The following is a 19057-nucleotide window of genomic DNA, read 5'->3' on the forward strand; positions in this document are numbered from 1 at the left end:
ACCGGACCGCCCGCCTCGATCATCCGGGGCGGGCGGTTTTCCGTTGCGTGGCCGAATCATCACGCACCGTCCGGCCGGTGCGTGATCGGTTTCACGGTTCCGCTGTTTCCCACGCGGATGGTTGGTTGCGGCGGCACCTACCTGGTGGGATGGCGCGATGCCACCGCACCCCCGATCCGATCGTGGTGGTGTCCACCGGCGATGCAGGCGTCCGTGCCGCGGACGTTGCGCTGGAGGCGGTCCCTACAACTCGTGGAGTGCGTCGCATGAGACTGGTGCGTTACCAAGCCGCGTCCGGCCCTCAATCCGGGGCGCTGGTGGGCGGGGTGCTGCACCCGCTGCCGGAGCCCACCGCGGAGGTGCCGATCGGCGACCCCATCGGCAGCCCGGAGACGTTGCTGGTGCCGGTGCGGCCGGGCACCGTGTTCGGCTTGGCGAGCCGTGTCGACGCCGAAGGCGCGGCGCTGCCACCGGCGATGTTCTTGAAGGCCGTCGGCAGCGTGGCGGGGCCGGGCGATCCGATTCCGCTGCCTGCGGACATCGGCCTGGTGGAGGCCGCGGCCGAACTGGCGGTGGTCGTGGGTGCGCCGATGTGGCGGGCGGACCCGGAGCTGGTGCTCACCCGCGTGCTCGGTTACACGATCGCGCTCGACGTCACGGCCCGCGAAGCGCAGCGGCGCGATCCGCTGTGGACGGAGGCGAAGAGCAGGCGCGGCTTCACCCCGCTCGGCCCCTGGGTGGAGACGCGGTTCGACGCCGCCGACGCGGCGATCACGTTGCGCCGCAACGGTGATCAGGTCGCTGCCGGGACCACGGCGACCCTGCGCATTCCCGAGATCCTGTCCCACCTGTCCACGTTGGTCGAGCTGAGCGCGGGCGACGTCGTGCTCACCGGAGCCCCCGGCACGACCTGCCCGATCGAACCGGGTGACGCGATCACCGCCGAGATCGAGGGCATCGGTGAACTCACCTGCCCGGTGGTGACCGCCTGACCGGCCGCGCGTCGCGGGCCGGCGGGCACCGATGCCGTTCGTAGCGAGCCCGGACGTTTCGCCCTCATCCCGAACGTCGCGTCGTCAATCCCGGACGAGGCGCGCGGTGTAACCCGCGTCGACGAGCCGCAGATAGGCGGCGTGCACCTCGGTGGGCACGGGTTGTGGCGCGGCGAAGCCGAGTTCGGCGTAGCGGGTGATGCGCTGCGTGTCACCCACCAGCATGTTGATCACGCGGGCGGGGTCGCCGATGCTCGCCACGTACTCCGCCAACGGCTGCTCCGTCGCCGCGCAGCGGACTTCGGCCTCCGGCCACCGCTTCTGCGCCGTCGCGTGAGCACGGCGCTGCTGGTAGGGCCGGGAGATCAACATGACCTGAGCGTGCAGCAGTCCCCGCTCGGCCAGCAGCGCGCGGGTGAAGTCGATGTTCTCCCCGGTGTTCGTGGCCGCCGTCTCGATCGTGATGGCATCCGCGGGCACGCCGAGCTCCAGCGCGTGCTCCTGGAAGTGCACCGCCTCACCGCGCGGGAACCGCGCGACGGTGGTGGGCGCGTTGGCGCCGGTGAACACGATCCGCGGGAACCAGCCCTGGTGGTACAGCTCGGCGGTGCGCGTCGCCACCCCGAGGTCGTGGCCGCCGAGCCCCACGCCCACGTCGCACCGCCGCAGCTCGTGGCGCAGATCGTGGAAGTCCCACAACGTCCGCACGTCGTCCTGGACATCGGTCGGCACCACCATCTGAGCCCGCCCTCTCGTCGCCGCACGACGATCATCGCAGCCAGGCGGTCCCCATCGCCGCAATCTCCGACGGGGCGAAAGGGAATCTCACAAGATCGTGCGGTCCGGTTCGAAGGGCCACAAGACGTTGCTGCGCGGCACCACGACCACCAGCGTGCGGCAGGACCGTCCGGGGGAGCGCTTGGCGAGGCCGTGGCAGCGCTCGGTCGGACTCGGGTCAACGACCCCGATGTGATCCACCGGCTGCGGATCACCGGTGAACGGCGGCTGTTCGGGTTCGTGGAGAACAACCGCTTCCGCGCACCCCGGTTGGAGTCCGCGCCACGAGGTCGTTCCCAGCCGCCGGAAGCGGAACTGAACCGGGTTCGGCCTCGTGGTCGCGGTTTCTCAGTCCTTCCCGAGCGCCGCGAGCACCTCCGGCAGTGCTTCGCCGGTGTGCACCACGCCGAGGCGCTGCGTCGCGCGGGTCAGCGCGACGTACAGGTCGTTGAGCCCGTGCGCCGACTCGTCGAGCACCCGGTCCGGGTCGGCGACCAGCACCGAGTCGAACTCCAAGCCCTTGGCTTGTTCCACGGTGAGCACCACGGCCCGCGCCTCCAGCCCTTCCGGCTGAGCACCGACTTCCGCTTCCGGCACCTGCTCGGCGATCCGCCCGCCCACTTCGCGGAGGTGTTCGGGAGGCAGCAGCACGGCGAGCGTCCCGTCGATGGCGTCGAGTTCGGCGCGCACCAGTTCCGGCAGCGCCGCGGGCAGTTCCGCCTCCGGCACCTGCCGGAGCCACGGTTCGTGCCCGCTGGTGCGCACCGAGGTCGGCGCGTCCAGGTCGGTGTCGAGCGCGTCGAGCACGTCGGCGGCGACCGCCATGATCTCGGCGGGCGTCCGGTAGTTCACCGTCAGCTCGGCGAGCTGCCACCGGTCCATCACGTACGGCGAGAGCACCTCGTCCCAGGAGGCCGCGCCGCCGAGCGCACCGGTCTGCGCGATGTCGCCGACCAGCGTCATCGACCGGCTCGGGCAGCGCCGCATCAGCACTCGCCACGCCATCTCCGACAGTTCCTGCGCTTCGTCGACGATGATGTGCCCGAACGTCCAGGTGCGGTCTTCGGCGGCGCGTTCGGCGGCGGTGAGGTCGCTGCGGGTGCGGTGGCGTTGCGCCAGCAGTTCCGCGTCGAGCACGTCGGAGACCCGCAGCCGTTCCTCGTCGGCGATCTCCTCGTCCTGCTCCATCAGGTGCAGCACGCCTTGGGCGTAGGCGAGTTCTTCGCGTTCCTGGCGGGCCTGTTCTTCGCGGGCCTTCGAGTCGTCCTCACCGATCAGCTCGGCCAGTTCGTCCAGCAGCGAGGCGTCCGCGGGCGTCCACTCCGAGCCCGGCGGGCGCAGCAGCGTCTGCCGTTCCTGGTCGGACAGGTGCTTGCGGGCGGCGGTGGTGAGCCGCTTCGGGACGCTGAACAGCTCGTCGAGCACCCGCTGCGGGGTCAGCTGCGGCCACAGCGAGTCCAGGACCTCGTTCACCGCGTCGTCGGAGCGCAGTTCGGCGCCGATGTCGTCGAGATCGCGCCGGTCCAACAGGTCCCGGCCGAGCCGGTCGGCGACCTGGTTGGTCAGCCCGGAGATCATTTCCTTGCGGAAGATCTTGCGCGCGTGGTTGTGCGGTTTCCGGGACCGGCGGGCGCGGCTGCGGGCGTTCGAGACGAGGTTCTTGCCCACCGACAGCGGTTCCCGGTCGAACAGGACCTCGATGGGTTCCTTCGGGACCTGCTGGCGGTCGCGCACGGCCGAGTTGAGCACGTTCACCATCACGCCGCGGCCCTTGATCTCGGCCGCTTCGGCGGATTCGGCCGCGGTCGCCGACACGCCGGGGAACAGTTCGCCCGCCGTGGACAGCAGCACACCGGTCTCACCTAGCGACGGCAGCACCTGCCCGATGTAGCGCAGGAATGTCGAGTTCGGCCCGACCACGAGCACACCGCGCTTGGTGAGCTGCTCGCGGTAGGTGTAGAGCAGGAACGCGGCGCGGTGCAGCGCCACCGCCGTCTTGCCGGTGCCGGGACCGCCCTGCACCACCAGCACCCCGTTCATGGGGGCGCGGATGATGCGGTCCTGCTCGGCCTGGATGGTGGCGACGATGTCGCCCATCTGCCCGGTGCGTCGCGCGTCCAGCGCCGCCAGCAGCGTCGCCTCCCCGGCGAGGCCGAGATCGCTGCCCTGCTCACCTGCGTCGAGGTCGAGGATCTCGTCTTCGAGCTCGACCACGGTGCGCCATTTGCTGCGCAGGTGGCGGCGCCGCCACACGCCGTCGCGGGCGGCGGCGGTGGCCAGGTAGAACGGCCGGGCCGCCGGTGCCCGCCAGTCGATCAGCAGCGGTTCGTATTCGCGTTCCTCGTCGAACAGGCCGAGACGTCCGATGTGGAACACCTCGTCGCTGTCCAGGTCGAGCCGTCCGAAGCACAACCCGTGTTCCACCGCGCTGAGCTGGGTCAGCTTGTCCGTGTACATGGTGGTGGAGATGTCGCGTTCGGTGCGGGCCTGCGGCGTGCCGCCGGTCTGGCGAAGCGTGTCGGTGAGCCGTTTCGTGGCGTCCCTGCGGAGTTCGTCGAGTTTGTCGTAGAGCGTCGAGACGTACTGCTGCTCGGCGGTCAGGTCGTCGGTGCGGTCGGGTCCCCGATCTGCTCGGGCGTTGGACAACTTGGCTCCACCTTGTGCTCAACCATGATGTGTCGGACCGAGGTGCCGGCGGGCCGTGAATGCGCCCTGGCGAAAGTCCGACCAACCATCATACCGGCAGTCGAGGACCGCCCCGCGCTGCTACAGCAGCACCTCCAGCAGGCAGATGACCGCGAACGACACCACGGACAGGATCGTCTCCATCGCCGACCAGGTTTTGAGCGTCTGCCCGACGGTCATCCCGAAGTACTCCTTCACGAGCCAGAACCCGGCGTCGTTGACGTGCGACAGGAACAGCGAGCCGGAACCGATGGCCAGCGCCACGAGCGCCCCGTGCACCGGGTCCAGCCCGCGACCAGCGGCGCCACCATGCCTGCGGCGGAGATCGTCGCCACCGTCGCCGAACCGGTCGCGACCCGGATGCCGACCGCGATCAGCCAGGCCAGCAGCAGCGGCGACAGGTGCGCGCCCTCCGCCACGTCGGTGATCATGGTGTTGACGCCGGAGCCGACGAGGGTCTCCTTGAACCCGCCACCGGCGCCGACGATGAGGATGATGCCCGCGACCGGGGGCAGCGAGCCGCCGATGATCCCGGACAGCGCGTTGCGCCCCAGCCCGGAGCGCGGCCCGAGCGTGGCCATCGCGATCAGCACGGTCAGCGTCAGCGCGACCACGGGGGTGCCCACTGTGTCCAGCGCGACGTAGCTCAGGCTGCCTTCGGTCAGCGCCAGGTCGGCGACGGACTTGCAGAGCATCAGCACCACCGGCAGCAGCAGCATCACCACCGACAGCGTGAAACCGGGCCGCCTGCCCTCGGTGTCCGGTCCGGGGGTCTTGCCCAGCAGCGTCGAAGCGGGCGGCAGCTCCACCCGCTTGGCGATGAACGAACCGAACACCGGCCCGGCCACGATCGCGGTCGGGATGGCGACGACGATGCCCAGCGCGAGCGTGGTGCCGAGGTCGACGCCGAGCGCGTCCACCGCGGCCAGCGGTCCGGGGTGCGGCGGCACCAGGCCGTGCAGGATGGACAGCCCGGCCAGCGCGGGAATCCCGATCCGCAGCATCGGCTGCTCGGAGCGGGCCGCGACCATCACCACGATCGGCACCAGCAGCACCACGCCGACCTCGAAGAACATCGGCAGGCCGAGCAGTGCGGCGATGAACACCATCGCCCACGGCAGCGTGCGCCGGGTGGTGCGGTCCAGCACCGTTTCCACGATCTGCTGGGCGCCGCCGGTGTCGGTGAGCAGCCTGCCCAGCATCGCGCCCAGCGCGACGAGGAGTCCGACGTCGCCGACCGTCTTGCCGAGGCCCTCGGTGAAGGTGTCGACGAGGTCTTCGAACGGCATCCCGGCGACCACGCCGAGGGTCGTGGCGCCCAGCGCGAGCGCCAGGAAGGGGTGCATCTTCACCCAGCTGATCAGCACGACGATCACGGCGATGCCGCTGACCGCTGCGGCCAGCAGCCGGGTGTCGTGGCCGCTCCAGGCGCCGGCCGGCGCCTGCGCGAGCAGGGTGCCCGCGGCGGGCAGGGACATCAATGACATGGGGGCTCCTCGCTGAGCTCGGTGCGCGGCCCACCTTAAGAGCAGATCCCCGAAAAGTATGACTTTTTCGTCCTATGAACCGATTAAGTCTGCTCTGTTAGCCGAGTCACGAGGCATAGTGCGGTCGCGAACGGTTCGTGTCCGTCCGAATCTCCCGCCGCGCGGAGCGGGTGGTCGGCCGGTGCATAAGTTGGAGCGAACGGGTGAGGGGAGTCTGGTGAGCGGCGGATTGCACGGGCAGGTGGTCGACGTGCTCGGCCACGAGATCAGCGCGGGCGAGCACCCGCCGGGCACCGTGTTGCGCATTGACGGGCTGGAACAGCGCTTCGGCATCTCCCGCAGCGTCGCCCGCGAGGTGGTGCGCACGCTCGCGTCGATCAGGCTGGTCGTCAGCCGCAAGCGCGTCGGCGTGGTGGTGCGGCCGCGCGCCGAGTGGAACACCTTCGACCCGGCGCTGATCCGCTGGCTGCTGGCCGTGGACCGGTCGGCGCAGGTGCGGACCCTGGTGGAGCTGCGCACCGCCGTCGAACCCGTCGCCGCCGCCGCGGCCGCCCGGCACGCCGACCACGAGCAGGCCGCCCGCCTGGTCGGCTTGGCCGAACGGATGGTCGTCACCGCCCGCTCCGGTGACCTGGAGACCTTCCTGGAGGCCGACGTCGGCTTCCACGGCCTGGTGCTGGCCGCATCGGGCAACGAGATGTTCGCGCAGCTGCGCGACGTGTTCGGCGAGGTGCTGCGCTGGCGGACCGGTCACGGCCTGATGCCGGAGCACCCGAAACCGGTCGCGGTCCGCCTGCACTGCGAGATCGCCGAATGCATCCGCGGCGGAGATCCCGCCCGCGCCGAGTCGGCGATGCGGGAACTGGTGCAAGAGGCGTTCGAGGGAACCCTCGAACGCCTCGACACCGAGCGGCAGGGCGATCAGTAGCCCTCGTAGCCACCACCGGAGCCGACGCCGACGACGCCGGGCACGTTCGACACCGATCCGTACCGGTCGATGGAGTACCGGGTGGCGGCGACGATGTTGTCCACCGGGTTCCAGATGTCCTGGTGCCCGGGCACGGCGAACGAGTGGAACGTCGGTTCGATCGTCTGCATCAGGCCCTTCGACGGGGTGCCCGCCGAAGCGTTCGAGTCCCAGCCGTTCGCGGCCATCGGGTCGCCGCCGGACTCGTGCAGGATGATCGTGCGCAGCGCCTCCGGGTTGATCTCGTCGCGCGGCACGCCGTGCGCCTCCAACACCGCGGTGGCCTGGCCGATCCAGCCGTCCACGGGGTCGACGGGCGCACCGCCCAGTCCCGGACCGGTGTTCGGGGGACTCACCGGTCCGGGCTGGACGTGCCCGGCCGCTTCGGGAGCGGCGCGGAACTCGGGGGCGTGTTCCGCCGCGGGGGCGCCGCCGAGCACGGCGCTGAGCACGCCGGTGGCGACTACGGAGGCCGCGATCTGCGCGGTCCGCATCTTCGGGCTGAGGCGGCCGATGGCGTTGCCGGTGCTCCACAGCTCGCGCAGCGTCGGGGCCGCCTTGTCGTGGAGCCGGTGCAGCACAGCGGCCGGGTACTTCGGGGTGGTGGTGCGGTCGGGGGTGGTCAGGGCCTCGGGGAAGGTGTGGTCGGGGGAACTCACGAGGACTAAGAGTCCCTAACCGCCCGTGTACCTACATCGCGGTTTCCACGTATGCAGGTACCTACTTTGGTCGGGTGGCGTGACCGGGTAACAGGTTTCCCGTGACCCGGAGTGCACCAACGACCCGCAGGCCGCCGTGCCCGGCACCGGCCTGTCCGAACTTCACGCACCGCCGACTCAGGTGCGTGTCGCCGTCGCCGATCAGATTGGTCGAACGGGGCGTTCACCTGCTGATACCGGGGAACGGCTCAGTCACCATCGGATCAGGCAGCGCAGGCGTTCACTCCGGCCATCGCGGTACCGAGCGTCGCCGAGAGAGGCTTCCCGTCGCCGGGCGCTCCCGTCAATAGGCGCGGCGTCCCGCCAGCCACCCGGCGATCTGGGCGCGGGAGGAGAAGTCGAGCTTGGTCAGGATGTGCTGCACGTGGCCTTCCACCGTGCGCTGCGCGATGACCAGCGTCTCCGCGATCTCCTTGTTCGTCCGGCCCTGCGCGACGAGTTCGGCGATCTCCCGTTCCCGCTTGGTCAGCGTCGTCGCGGTCAGCTCGTCCGGGGCCACGCTCCGCGTGGTCCGCTTGAGTTCCAGCGCGTAATCCACCGCCGCGTCCGGTGACATCTCGTAGCCGCGGTCGAACGCCTCCCGGTAGGCGCGGTCGCCGAGCGCCCGGCGTGCGCCGTGCTCGTACTCGTCGTGCGTGGTCCGGAACCGCCCGTAGAACTCCGGCGCGGCCCGTACCGCGTCCCACACGGCCGACGCCGCCCCGAACAGGCGGGCCGCCCGCTCGTCGCGGCCCAGCCCGTGCGCGATCCACGCCAGGATGTCGATGGTGAACGCGCTGGCGAGCCGGTTGTCCAGGCTGCGCTGCAACCGCAGCGCCTCCTTCGCCGCGGTCTCCGCCCGGGCCGAGGCACCGCGCAGGATCTCGATGTGCGCGCTCGCCCACAACGCCGCGGACCGCCAGAGCAGCTCGCCGCGGCCGGTGGCGGCCTCGATGCATTCCCGCAGCAGCGCGATGCCGCCGTCCCGATCGCCGCGGAGCCCTTTGACCAGGCCCAGCGCGAACAAGCCGAACCATTCCCCGCGGGCGGCCTCCAAGTCGTGGAACCGGCCGAGCGCGTCGGCCAGCAGTTCCTCGGCCGCCGCGAGGTCGTCGCGGAAGAACGCCGCCATGCCCCGGATCTGCGTCACGTAGGCGACTTCGAACTCGTCGTCGTGTTCGGTCGCCAACGCCTCGGCCTCATCCAGCAGGGGCGCAGCGGCGGCCGTATCGCCCTGCACCAGTGCGAACCACGCGTTGGCGCGCAGGCCGGCGGGCCGCTCGGGCGTGTCCGGCGGGACGTGCGCGAGCGCGAGCTCCAGCCAGTGCCGCGCTTCCCCGTTGAGCCCCCGGAGGCTCCAGAACGGCGTGAGCCGCGCCGCCAGCCGCAATCCGCCGGGCGCGGTCGCCCGCTCGTGCACCGCCGTGTCCAGCGCGAGCCGCAGGTTGTCCAGGTCGAGCCGCAGTTCCCGCACCCACGCGGGCTGGTGCGGGCCGAGCCAGTCCGCGGCGAACCGTTCGGCGACCTCCGCGTACCAGTCGCGATGCCGCGCCAGCACCCGCTGCGGCTCCCCGGCGGCTTCGAGGCGTTCCTGCCCGTAGTCCCGCAGCGCGTGCAGCAGCCGGAACCGCACCTCACCGGCTTCCTCTTCGCGCACCAGGATCGACTGGTCCACCAGCGAGTGCATCGCGCCCAGCACGTCGACGCGGCTGAGGCCGTCGCTGGCCACGTGTTCGGCGGCGGCCAGCCCGAAGCTCCCGGCGAACACCGACACCCGTGCCCACGCGATCCGGTCTTGCTCGGAGCACAGCTCGTAGCTCCAGTCGATCAACGCCCGCAGGCTCTGCTGCCGGGTAGGTGAGCCGCGTCGCCCCTCGCTGAGCAGGGCGAACCGTTCGACTAGCCGTTCCTCCAGCTGGTGCAGCGACAGCGACCGCAGCCGCAACGCGGCGAGTTCGATCGCCAGCGGGTTGCCGTCGAGCCGCGCGCACAGCCGCATCAGCACCGCGCCGTCCTCGGCGGTGACTTCGAAGTCCGGCACCGTCGAGCGCGCCCGGTCCAGGAACAGCCGTACCGAGGAGAACTGCTCGTAGGACTCCGGTGGCGGCGGTTCGTTCAAGTCGGGGATCTGCATCGGCGGCACCACCAGGGTCGCCTCCCCGGCCACGCCCAGCGACTGCCTGCTGGTGGCGAGGATGCGCACGCCGGGGCACCAGCGCAGCACCGAATCCACGAACAGCGCGGCGTCTTCGATGACGTGTTCGCAGTTGTCCAGCACCAGCAGCATCTCCCGGTGCCGCAGGTGTTCGACGACGGCGTCCACATCGGTGCCCGACGACGGCCCGCCGAGGCTGAGCTGTTCGACGGCGGCTTCGGCGAGCAGCGTGCCGTCGCGGAGCTCCTCCAGGTTCACGCACCAAGCCTTGTCCCGGAAGATCCGCCGCATGCTGGAGGCCACCCGCAACGCCAGCCGGGTCTTGCCGACACCGCCTTGGCCGGTGAGGGTGACCAGCCGGGATTCGGCGAGCAGGCGTTTGGTCCGGGTGATCTCATGACGCCGGCCGACGAAGCTGGTGACGTCGACCGGTAGGTTGCCCGCCGACTCGCGGACGCGGGCCGACCGCGCACTGGAGACCACGCCCCGAGCCTAACCCGGCTTCGCCCTCCCGGTCCGGGCGATCTTGCAGGTCAACGGCTTGCGGCGGCCAGTCGGGAGCGGGCGAGATCGACGAAGCGTGCCTGCCCGGTGCGCAGTCCGTGCAACCCCAGCGACACGGTGCGGCGGAACGCGGTGAGTTCCACGACGTGCTCCCGCAGTGTTTCCCCGGCCCGCCCGCCCGCGGCGCGGTAGGCGGTCAGCAGCCGGTCCAGCCCGTCCGGACCGAACGCGGCGAGCGGGGCGGCGAAGTCGTTCACCGGATCGTCGATCCCCGCGTCGGCCCAGTCGAGCAGCCCGGTCAAGGCACCGGTGCCGTCCACCAGCGTGTGGTTCGGGCTGAGGTCGCGGTGCACCGGGACGCCCTCGTCCGGCCAGTGCCGGTCGTCGTCCAGCCACCGCCGCCAGCGGCTCACCAGCGGCCTGGGCAGGTCCAGCGCGTTGCCGCCGTCCGCGAGCTGGGAGCGGATTTCCGCACGCAGACGTTCCGGCCCGCGCACGTCGATCCCGGTGGCGGCGACGGCGGCGGGGGGAACTTCGTGCAGCGCCGCGATCACCTCGCCGAGCCGAGCCAGGTAGTGCTCCCGGACCACGAGCCGCGGCATCGCGACGGTGATCGGGTCCTCGGCGGCGAGCGGTTCCCCGGCCAGCCGCCGGTAGGCGATGAGGTCCGGCGCGCAGACCTCCCAGCGCGGCAGCTCCACCGGCAGCAGCGGCCGCAGCACCGCCAGCAGCCGTTCTTCGGTTCCGATCCGTTCGGCCACCTCAGCGCGGCGCGGCTCGCGCAGCACCCACCGGGTGCCGTCGCGGGCGGTCGCGAGGTGCACGCGGAAGTCCCATCCGGTCTCGTTCACCTCGTTGATGCGCACGTCCAAGCCGTGCTCGCGAGCCACCTCGGTGATCATGTCGGCACGCTAACCGGGGAAGCGACCGGTGTCACCGGAGTTTCCGGGACTTTCGGACCGTTTCCGGGCGAATGGTCGCCACAATTTCCACTGCGGTTTTCGGCTGTCACATCCGGCCGTGGGCTGGAGCGACCCGGTCGGCTCGCGGAATTACGCTGGTACGGCCGTCGAACCGCATCCGATGATCCTGCGGCGGTGTTCACCGTGCGTATCGGATGCGGATCGGTTTCGATTTCGTCGTGTTCCGGGGGTGTACGCGATGCGATTCCACTTGCGCGAGAACAGGTTCTCCGGCCGCCGAGCGACGGGGACGCGAACGCTGACCGTGCTGCTCAGCGCGCTCACCATGATCGTGGCGCTGTGCGGCGGCGCGGTCGCGGCAGGTGCGGAACCGGCCGCGAAACTCGCCGCGGACAAAGCCGAACCCCGCATGGTGACGGTCACGATGGTCGATTACCGGTTCCTCCAGCCGTCGCGACTTCCACCGGGGCAGTACACGTTCCGGGCCGTGAACCGGGGAATCGCTCCGCATGCCTTGGAAATCAAAGGACCAGGAGTGGAGAACAAGCGGACCATCTCGCTGAAGACGGGGCAGTCGGCTGATCTCACCGTCACGCTGACCCGCGGTACCTACGATTTCTGGTGCCCGGTCGGAAACCACCGGCAGGTCGGAATGCAGCTCTACGTGCACGTCGGCTGAGCGGTCATCGCCCCGCGCCCGGGACCGGGCCGGGGAAATTCGCGAGCGGATCGTCGGTGCCGGGTGCCAAGCTGCGCGCATGACGGGAACCGATGCCAAAGATGACCTCCACCAGTACCTGCGCGAGGCCCGCGAAGCTCTGCTGTGGAAGCTCGACGGGCTCTCCGAGTACGACCTCCGGCGTCCGCTGACGCCGACCGGGACGAACCTGCTCGGCCTGATCAAGCACGTCGCGAGCGTGACGGCGGGCTACTTCGGCGCCGTTTTCGACCGCCCGTTCCCGGAGCCGATGCCGTGGATCGAGAGCGGCCGCGACGAGAACGACGACATGTGGGCGACCGCCGAGGAATCGCGGGAGCAGATCATCGGGCTCTACCACCGGGCTTGGGCGCACGCGGACGAGACGATCGAAGCGTTGCCGCTGGACGCGACGGGCCGAGTGCCGTGGTGGCCGGCGGAACGCGGCGGCATGACCTTGCACCGGATCCTGTGCCACATGCTGTCCGAGATCGCGCGGCACGCGGGGCACGCCGACATCGTCCGCGAACTCATCGACGGTTCGGCGGGCAGGCGCCCCGACAACACCAACATTCCGCCGCTGAACGAGCAGTGGTGGCTGGACTACCACGACCGCCTCGACCGGACCGCCCGCGCGACCCGCGCTTGATCAGCGGCGATATAGGCTGCCGCGGTGCGGTTCGAGGGATTCGGGGACGGGGCTGTCGAGTTCTACGAGGGACTTGAAGCCGACAACTCCAAGGCGTACTGGAGCGATCAGCTCGCCGTGTACCGGGAGCAGGTGCGCGCTCCGATGGAGGCGTTGCTCGCCGAGCTGGAATCGGAGTTCGCCGCCGGAGTCGACTCCAGCGGCGCGAGCGGCAAGGGCAAGGTGTTCCGGCCGCACCGGGACGTGCGGTTCAGCCCGGACAAGTCGCCGTACAAGACCCATTGCGGCGCCGTGATCGAAGCCGGGCGCGGCGGCGGCGCCTACTACGTCGAGGTCGGCGCGGCGGGAATGCTCGTCGCGGGCGGTTGCTTCCACACCGAATCCGATCAGCTCGCGCGCTACCGCGCGGCGGTGGACGAACCGGTGCACGGGGAGCGGTTGCGCGAGATCCTCGCCGCGCTCGGCTCACGCTGGGAGATCACCGGTGACACCCTCGCCACCCGTCCGCGCGGAGTGCCCGCCGATCACCCGCGGCTGGAGCTGCTGCGGCATCGCACGCTCTACGCCGCGCGCCGCTGGGAACCGGACGACCTGCTGCACGAGCGGGGCTGCGTGAGCCGAGTCCGCAAGGGCTGGCGGGAGCTGCGCGAACTCAACCAGTGGTGCGCCGACCACGTAGGACCGTCCGACCGACGGCGATGACCAGCAGCGCCGCCACGGCGCCGAGCACGTCGACCAGCGCGTCCTGCACGTTGCCGCTGCGGCCCAGCGGCAGCACCGCCTGCAGCACCTCGGACAGCGCCGCGTAGCCGACCAGCCCCGCGGCCAGGGGGAGCAGCGGGATCCGAGCGGCGATCCCGCCACCGGCCAGCGCGGCGAACAGCACGAAGTGCACGACCTTGTCGGTGCCCGGCGGAGCCGAGGGAACCCCTGAGTCCGGGGTGAACAAGATGATCAGGCTGATCGCGCAGATCACCCCGAAGAGCAGTTGACCGGGCCGTGGCCTGTAATGATTCAGCACCGCAAGATCCCGATCGGTTCGTTTCCCGGTGGCTGCGTATTCGACGCGTGCCCGGAGAGACTAGGCTGACACAACGTGAGTCGACGAGCCAAGATCGTTTGTACCATGGGCCCCGCCACCGCCTCACCGGAGAAGGTGGCCGAGCTCGTCAGCAGCGGAATGGACGTCGCCCGGTTGAATTTCAGCCACGGCAGCCACAGCGACCACCAGCAGGTTTACGACCTGGTGCGGACAGCCGCAAAGGAAAGTGGCCGTGCCGTGGGCATCCTCGGCGACCTGCAAGGACCGAAGATCCGCCTCGGCAAGTTCGCGGATGGTCCCGTCGAGTGGAACACCGGCGACGTCGTGCGAATCACGATCGACGACGTGCAAGGCACTCATGATCGTGTTTCCACCACCTACAAAGGCCTGGCCGCCGATGCCAAGGTCGGCGACCGGGTTCTGGTCGACGACGGCAAGGTCGGCCTGACCGTCTCCGCCATCGAGGGCAATGACGTCGTGCTCGACGTCGTCGAAGGCGGACCCGTTTCCGACAACAAGGGCCTGTCCATGCCCGGCATGGACGTCTCCGTTCCCGCGATGTCCGAAAAGGACATTGCGGACCTGGAGTTCGCACTGCAGCTCGGCGTGGACTTCATCGCGCTGTCGTTCGTGCGCAGCCCTGCCGACATCGACCTGGTGCACCAGGTGATGGACCGCGTCGGGCGCCGGCTTCCGGTGATCGCGAAGCTGGAGAAGCCCGAAGCGGTGGACAACCTGGAGGCCATCGTGCTGGCCTTCGACGGCGTCATGGTCGCCCGCGGTGACCTCGGCGTCGAGCTCCCGCTCGAGCATGTGCCCTTGGTGCAGAAGAAGGCGATCCGGATCGCGCGGGAGAACGCGAAGCCGGTCATCGTCGCCACCCAGATGCTCGACTCGATGATCCACAACTCGCGGCCGACCCGCGCCGAGACCTCGGACGTGGCCAACGCCGTGCTCGATGGCACCGACGCGGTGATGCTCTCCGGCGAGACGAGCGTCGGTGACTACCCGATCGAGACGGTGCAGACCATGTCGCGCATCGTCGAGGCAGTGGAGGACGGTTCTCCCACGCCGCCGGCGTTGAGCCACGTGCCGCGCACCAAGCGCGGCGTCATCTCCTACGCGGCCCGCGACATCGGGGAGCGGCTCAGCGCGAAGGCGCTGGTCGCGTTCAGCCAGTCCGGCGACACCGTTCGGCGGCTCGCCCGGTTGCACACCCGGCTGCCGCTGCTCGCGTTCACGCCGGAGGAATCGGTCCGTAGTCAGCTCGCTCTCACTTGGGGGACGGAGACGTTCCTCGTGCCTAAAGTGGACACGACCGACCAAATGGTCCGTCAGGTGGATCAGGCGATGCTTTCGCTCGGACGTTCGCAGCGTGGCGACATGGTCGTTGTGGTCGCAGGTTCCCCGCCGGGCACCGTGGGTTCGACGAACCTGATCAGGGTGCACCGTCTTGGCGAGGAAGACCACGTCTGATCCGTGCGCTGTGCGGAGTGGGTCGGTCCACAGTTGACCGGCGAGGGCGGGAACCATCAGGAGTTCCCGCCCGGTGAGCCACCCGATTCGCCCGAGGAGCAGAAGTGACCGAAGCCGCACGAGCCGCAGCCGCCGACCCGGCGGGTCTGCACATCGACAGCTCGGTCCCGTTGGACGTCAACGGAGTCCCGCACGGTCAGCCCGTGCTGGACAGGCTGATCGCACTGCTCGACTTGGAACGGATCGAGGAGAACATTTTCCGCGGGGTCAGCCCCGCTGAGTCACCGGTGCGGGTCTTCGGCGGTCAGGTCGCCGGGCAGGCGCTCGTCGCCGCCGGGCGTACCGTGCCGGAGGACCGGCCGGTGCATTCGCTGCACGCCTACTTCATCCGCCCCGGTGACCCGAGCGTCCCGATCGTCTACGAGGTGGATCGCACCCGAGACGGACGGTCGTTCACCACCCGCCGGGTCGTGGCGGTGCAGCACGGCAAGCCGATCTTCTCGCTGTCGGCTTCGTTCCAGCTGGTCGAGGACGGCATCGACCACGCCGAGTCCATGCCGGACGTGCCCGCCCCGGAATCGCTGCCGAGTTACGGCGAACAGATCGGCGAGCTGTTGGCGGAGATGGGTGGAACGCCGTACCAGCCGCGTCCCATCGACGTCCGCTACGTCACCGACCCGCCGTGGGTGCGCAAGAACGACTCCGAGCGGGAAGCGCGCAGCCAGGTCTGGATGCGCGCCGACGGAACCTTGCCGGACGACAAGCTGCTGCACGTGTGCATGGCGGCGTTCGCGTCCGACTTGACCTTGCTGGATTCGGTGCTGGTGCGCCACGGCGTGTACTGGATGCTGGACAAGGTCTCCGGGGCGAGCCTGGACCACGCCATGTGGTTCCACCGTCCGTTCCGCGCCGATGAGTGGTTGCTCTACGACTGCGCCTCCCCGAGCGCTTCGGGTGCTCGCGGGTTGGCCACGGGCCGGTTCTTCTCGCAGGACGGGCAGCTGGTGGCGACCGTCGTCCAGGAAGGCCTGCTCCGCGTCCTGGACTGACGCGGCAGATCCGCTGAGCTCCGTCCTCCTGCCGGCTGTGGAGCAAGTCTGCTTTGCGGCCGAATGGCCGCGCCTGGATGCGCGTCAGCGCCCACGTCGAGTGAGGACAGGAATGCGGACGCCGCCCCGCCGATCACTTGCGGGGCCGGGTTCGGCCGGTGCCCCCGAGGCGGCGGACGGTGCTCATGAGCCTGTCGTGGTGGGCAGCGCCGCGGTGATCGACGTGGTCCCGCTGGTCAGGTCGAAGGCCCGGAACCGGCTGGTCGGTTCGTCGAGCGCGGCGACCGTGACTGCCGCGACGTCCGCGCGGGGGATCGTGCGCGGGATTCCTGGAGTGATGTCGAGGCGCTCGGCGATGCGGACGAGGCCGGTGCCGGGGTCGTCGGTGAGGCCGCCGGGGCGCACGATCGTCCAGGACAAGCCGGAATCGACCAAGGCCTGGTCGGAGACCTGCTTGGCGCGCAATACCCGCTGGAGGAACTCCGGTCCCTGATCCGGGCGGTCCGCGAACAGCGAGGACACCTGGAGGAACCGGGGCACGCCGGCCTTCCGCGCGGCGTTGACGGCGTTGATCGCGCCGTCGCGGTCCACGGCTTCGGCGAGGCCCGGTTGCGGGTCGCTCGCGGCGGCCGCGTTGATCACGACGTCCGATCCGGTCAGTGCGTCGGCCAGCAGTTCGGTGGCGGACCGGAGGTCGGCCAGTACCGGTTCGGCGCCCTGCGACCGCACTACGTCCTGCGCTTCCGGGCGGCGCACCACACCGCGCACCGGCAGCCCGCGCGCGAGCAGTTCCGCCGTGATCAGCCGACCGGTCTTCCCGGTGGTTCCCAGCACGGTCACCAGCATGGTCATCGGCTCCTTCACATCGGCCCGGGGGCCGTTCGGGGGTTCGGGTCCAGCAAGGTCATGTCGAGTTCGGGCGGGGAGGGGCCGTAGGCGTTGGCGCGAGCGGCCCGATGCCGCACTGCAGGCAGCCGCAGTGCCGCCCGCATCAGCGGGTTCGGCCGGAAGTCGCCGTCGCCGGCCAGGGCGGCGGCCACCCGGTGTTCGGTCCGGGCCTGCTGCCGCTGCACCAGGTCGATGGCCGGTGCGCGGCGGCGCTGCACCTCGGCGAGTTCGTCGTCGCCGGGCGGGTCGCCTCGTCGGAACGCGGGGATCAGGACGTTGGCGGCGGTGACGGCGTCCTGGATCGCCATCAGGATTCCGTTGCCGCCCACCGGCGAGATCACGTGCGCGGCGTCGCCGATGAGCAGCGCACCGGGACGGTGCCACCGCACCACGCGGGCGATCTCCACGGACAGCAGGGTGATCTGGTCGAAGTCGGTGAGCTCGTCGACCCGGTCCGCCAGCCACGGAACCCGTTCGGTGAGGAACTCGCGGATCGGCGCGACCCCGGCGCGTTTCGCCGCCGGGTAGCCGCCCTTCGGCACGGTGTAGCCCACCTGCCAGTCCTGCTCGTGCCCGAGGGTGGAGACGTAGTGGCCCGGCCCGAAGTACAGGTCGGCGTCGGCCGTCGGCGGGTCGCGGCGGTGCCGGGGCAGGCGGAACCACAGGATGTCCGAGCTCGCCCCCAGCGAGTGCGCGGGAAGCCCGGTGAGGCGCCGCAGCCGGGAGAACCGCCCGTCCGCACCGACGACCAGGTCGGCGTCGAGCCGGTGCTCGTCTTGATCGTCCCGGTATCGCACCCCGGTGACCCGGTCGGCGTCTTCGATCAGCCCGGTGACCTTCGCCCCGAGCAGCACCCGGAAGTTCGGCAGCGCCGAGGCTTCCGTCGCGAGGAAGTCCAGGAATCGGGCCTGCGGCATCAGCGCGACGTACGGGAACGGGCTGCGCAGCCGGCCGTACTCGGCGGTCGTGACGGTCCCGGAGGTGGTGTGGAACCGGAAGGTGGTGGCTCGGCCGTGCTCGATCCGCAGCAGCCGCTCGGCCAGTCCGAGCCGCTGCATCAGCTCCAGTGTGTAGGGGTGCAGCGAGTCGCCGCGGAAGTCCCGCCGGAAGTCCCGTCGCGCTTCCAGCAGTGTCACCCGGATACCGGCGAGCGCGAGCAGGTACGCGAGCACCATGCCGCCCGGCCCGCCGCCTGCGATCGCGCAGTGCGGTGCGTCGCGCTGCCGAGCCTCGTCCGGCATGAGGGTCACCTCGTCTCGCTGTTCCTCCCGGTGGCCGCGCCGGGTGGGCGCGACTTGTCCGAGCGCTGCGGTCATGGCTGGACGCGGTGGTCGAGCACCGCGTCTCCGGTCCAAGGTAATGATGGTTGCCAAGTATGTCAATCATTGAGATACTTGGCGTTGTTATGATCCTCTTTCGTGAGGCGGGCCTTCGTTGGCGGTCTTTGCGGCGCCGCCTTTTGCGGGGCGGTCTTTTGTGGGGCACAGGGGAGGCGGCCGGTGGAGTCACCGATCGAGCAGCAGGTGTTGGAGCTCTTGCACCAGCAGGGGGTCGAGGGCGAGCGGATCTCGCAGGCGTTCGCGGCCAGGCACGGCATGCACCCGACGGACATGCGCGCCTTGATCCTGATCATGGACGCGGAGCGGCGGGGTGCGCCCGCGACGCCGCGCGTGCTGCGCCAGGACCTCGTGCTCACCTCCGGCGCGATCACCGCGATCGTCGACCGGCTGGAGTCCAAGCGGCACGTGCGGCGCAGCAGGGAGGGCACCGACCGCCGCCAAGTGCACCTACGGCCGACGGAATCGGCGCGCTCGGTGGCGGCGGAGTACTTCGGCGCGCTGGCCGACCGCGGCCGGGAGGTGCTGGCGGAGTTCGACCCGGCGGAGATCACCGTGATCCACCGCTTCCTGCGGCAGATGCACCTGGCCATGCTGGATTTCGACGCCGAGACCGGGCGAGGGGATGCGGTGCTCGCGGAACATGGCCCCGATGCCGGGCCGCGTTGACCCGCCCGGTCGTTGACCGGGCACGGGCGGTTGTCTAGGTTTCGCCTGGTACGGGCGACGCG

Annotated in this window: 17 protein-coding genes and 1 pseudogene; 8 read left to right on the forward strand and 10 right to left on the reverse strand. The window is 70.4% G+C overall.

What is annotated here, in order from left to right; translation table 11 throughout:
* Positions 1-266: 266 nt before the first annotated feature.
* Positions 267-992 (forward strand): fumarylacetoacetate hydrolase family protein, encoded by a 726-nt coding sequence (locus tag H2Q94_RS07180; protein ID WP_243793407.1) that lies wholly within the window; start codon positions 267-269, stop codon positions 990-992.
* Positions 993-1076: 84 nt separating this feature from the next.
* On the opposite strand, the gene H2Q94_RS07185 is transcribed toward H2Q94_RS07180, so the two are convergent.
* From H2Q94_RS07185 to H2Q94_RS07200, 4 genes and pseudogenes are all read right to left on the reverse strand, one after another.
* Positions 1077-1730, reverse strand: a complete 654-nt coding sequence (locus tag H2Q94_RS07185) for a YdcF family protein (protein ID WP_243793410.1) — start codon at positions 1728-1730, stop codon at positions 1077-1079.
* A gap of 87 nt (positions 1731-1817) precedes the next feature.
* The gene (locus tag H2Q94_RS07190) at positions 1818-1970 is read right to left on the reverse strand and encodes a hypothetical protein (protein ID WP_243793412.1); all 153 of its coding nucleotides are present in this window, start codon (positions 1968-1970) and stop codon (positions 1818-1820) included.
* A gap of 147 nt (positions 1971-2117) precedes the next feature.
* The gene (locus tag H2Q94_RS07195; RefSeq protein WP_243793417.1) at positions 2118-4415 is read right to left on the reverse strand and encodes a HelD family protein; all 2298 of its coding nucleotides are present in this window, start codon (positions 4413-4415) and stop codon (positions 2118-2120) included.
* 120 nt (positions 4416-4535) lie between these two features.
* A pseudogene (locus H2Q94_RS07200) lies at positions 4536-5932 on the reverse strand (GntP family permease).
* Between the two features lie 226 nt (positions 5933-6158).
* On the opposite strand from H2Q94_RS07200, the gene H2Q94_RS07205 reads away from it, so the two are divergent.
* Complete coding sequence (locus H2Q94_RS07205; protein ID WP_243793418.1) at positions 6159-6869, forward strand: FadR/GntR family transcriptional regulator; 711 nt, start codon at positions 6159-6161, stop codon at positions 6867-6869.
* Here the strand turns inward: H2Q94_RS07205 and H2Q94_RS07210 are convergent.
* The 3 genes from H2Q94_RS07210 to H2Q94_RS07220 all read right to left on the reverse strand — a co-directional run bounded on the left by H2Q94_RS07210 (position 6863) and on the right by H2Q94_RS07220 (position 11167).
* Positions 6863-7567: a transglycosylase SLT domain-containing protein gene (locus tag H2Q94_RS07210; protein ID WP_243793423.1), complete on the reverse strand. Its 705-nt coding sequence runs from the start codon at positions 7565-7567 to the stop codon at positions 6863-6865. The genes H2Q94_RS07205 and H2Q94_RS07210 overlap by 7 nt on opposite strands.
* Before the next feature lie 343 nt (positions 7568-7910).
* On the reverse strand, positions 7911-10244 hold the full coding sequence (locus H2Q94_RS07215) for an ATP-binding protein (protein WP_243793426.1): 2334 nt from the start codon (positions 10242-10244) through the stop codon (positions 7911-7913).
* Between the two features lie 50 nt (positions 10245-10294).
* Positions 10295-11167 carry a macrolide 2'-phosphotransferase gene (locus tag H2Q94_RS07220; RefSeq protein WP_243793427.1) on the reverse strand — a complete coding sequence of 291 codons (873 nt, stop codon included), beginning with the start codon at positions 11165-11167 and terminating at the stop codon, positions 10295-10297.
* A gap of 259 nt (positions 11168-11426) precedes the next feature.
* Between H2Q94_RS07220 and H2Q94_RS07225 the strand changes: the two genes are divergently transcribed.
* From H2Q94_RS07225 to H2Q94_RS07235, 3 genes are all read left to right on the forward strand, one after another.
* Complete coding sequence (locus H2Q94_RS07225) at positions 11427-11867, forward strand: cupredoxin domain-containing protein (protein ID WP_243793430.1); 441 nt, start codon at positions 11427-11429, stop codon at positions 11865-11867.
* A gap of 79 nt (positions 11868-11946) precedes the next feature.
* Positions 11947-12534 (forward strand): DinB family protein, encoded by a 588-nt coding sequence (locus H2Q94_RS07230; RefSeq protein WP_243793433.1) that lies wholly within the window; start codon positions 11947-11949, stop codon positions 12532-12534.
* A 24-nt stretch (positions 12535-12558) separates the two neighbouring features.
* Complete coding sequence (locus H2Q94_RS07235) at positions 12559-13236, forward strand: DUF2461 domain-containing protein (RefSeq protein WP_243793435.1); 678 nt, start codon at positions 12559-12561, stop codon at positions 13234-13236.
* On the opposite strand, the gene H2Q94_RS07240 is transcribed toward H2Q94_RS07235, so the two are convergent.
* The gene (locus tag H2Q94_RS07240) at positions 13187-13555 is read right to left on the reverse strand and encodes a VanZ family protein (protein WP_243793438.1); all 369 of its coding nucleotides are present in this window, start codon (positions 13553-13555) and stop codon (positions 13187-13189) included. The two genes, H2Q94_RS07235 and H2Q94_RS07240, sit on opposite strands and share 50 nt — an antisense overlap.
* A 75-nt stretch (positions 13556-13630) precedes the next feature.
* Between H2Q94_RS07240 and pyk the strand changes: the two genes are divergently transcribed.
* Entirely contained in the window at positions 13631-15052 is a 1422-nt protein-coding gene (gene pyk / locus H2Q94_RS07245) for a pyruvate kinase (RefSeq protein ID WP_243793445.1), read from the forward strand.
* Between the two features lie 104 nt (positions 15053-15156).
* A complete protein-coding gene (tesB, locus tag H2Q94_RS07250; RefSeq protein WP_243793448.1) occupies positions 15157-16101 on the forward strand; it encodes an acyl-CoA thioesterase II in 945 nt (314 codons plus the stop codon).
* Between the two features lie 183 nt (positions 16102-16284).
* On the opposite strand, the gene H2Q94_RS07255 is transcribed toward tesB, so the two are convergent.
* Positions 16285-16953 (reverse strand): SDR family oxidoreductase, encoded by a 669-nt coding sequence (locus tag H2Q94_RS07255; RefSeq protein ID WP_243793450.1) that lies wholly within the window; start codon positions 16951-16953, stop codon positions 16285-16287.
* Positions 16954-16961: 8 nt separating this feature from the next.
* Positions 16962-18305 (reverse strand): FAD-dependent oxidoreductase, encoded by a 1344-nt coding sequence (locus tag H2Q94_RS07260; protein ID WP_243793452.1) that lies wholly within the window; start codon positions 18303-18305, stop codon positions 16962-16964.
* 183 nt (positions 18306-18488) lie between these two features.
* On the opposite strand from H2Q94_RS07260, the gene H2Q94_RS07265 reads away from it, so the two are divergent.
* A complete protein-coding gene (locus tag H2Q94_RS07265) occupies positions 18489-18995 on the forward strand; it encodes a MarR family winged helix-turn-helix transcriptional regulator (RefSeq protein ID WP_243793453.1) in 507 nt (168 codons plus the stop codon).
* Positions 18996-19057: the final 62 nt, after the last annotated feature.

Source organism: Saccharopolyspora gloriosae, assembly GCF_022828475.1.
GTDB classification, from domain to species: Bacteria; Actinomycetota; Actinomycetes; order Mycobacteriales; family Pseudonocardiaceae; genus Saccharopolyspora_C; species Saccharopolyspora_C gloriosae_A.

Bases quoted from the DNA above. Each gene is read 5' to 3' on its own strand.
- H2Q94_RS07185 (WP_243793410.1), bottom strand. From the start codon at position 1,730: ATGGTGGTGCCGACCGATGTCCAGGACGACGTGCGGACGTTGTGGGAC.
- H2Q94_RS07180 (WP_243793407.1), top strand. From the start codon at position 267: ATGAGACTGGTGCGTTACCAAGCCGCGTCCGGCCCTCAATCCGGGGCG.
- H2Q94_RS07220 (WP_243793427.1), bottom strand. From the start codon at position 11,167: ATGATCACCGAGGTGGCTCGCGAGCACGGCTTGGACGTGCGCATCAAC.
- H2Q94_RS07225 (WP_243793430.1), top strand. From the start codon at position 11,427: ATGCGATTCCACTTGCGCGAGAACAGGTTCTCCGGCCGCCGAGCGACG.
- H2Q94_RS07255 (WP_243793450.1), bottom strand. From the start codon at position 16,953: ATGACCATGCTGGTGACCGTGCTGGGAACCACCGGGAAGACCGGTCGG.
- H2Q94_RS07230 (WP_243793433.1), top strand. From the start codon at position 11,947: ATGACGGGAACCGATGCCAAAGATGACCTCCACCAGTACCTGCGCGAG.
- H2Q94_RS07260 (WP_243793452.1), bottom strand. From the start codon at position 18,305: ATGACCGCAGCGCTCGGACAAGTCGCGCCCACCCGGCGCGGCCACCGG.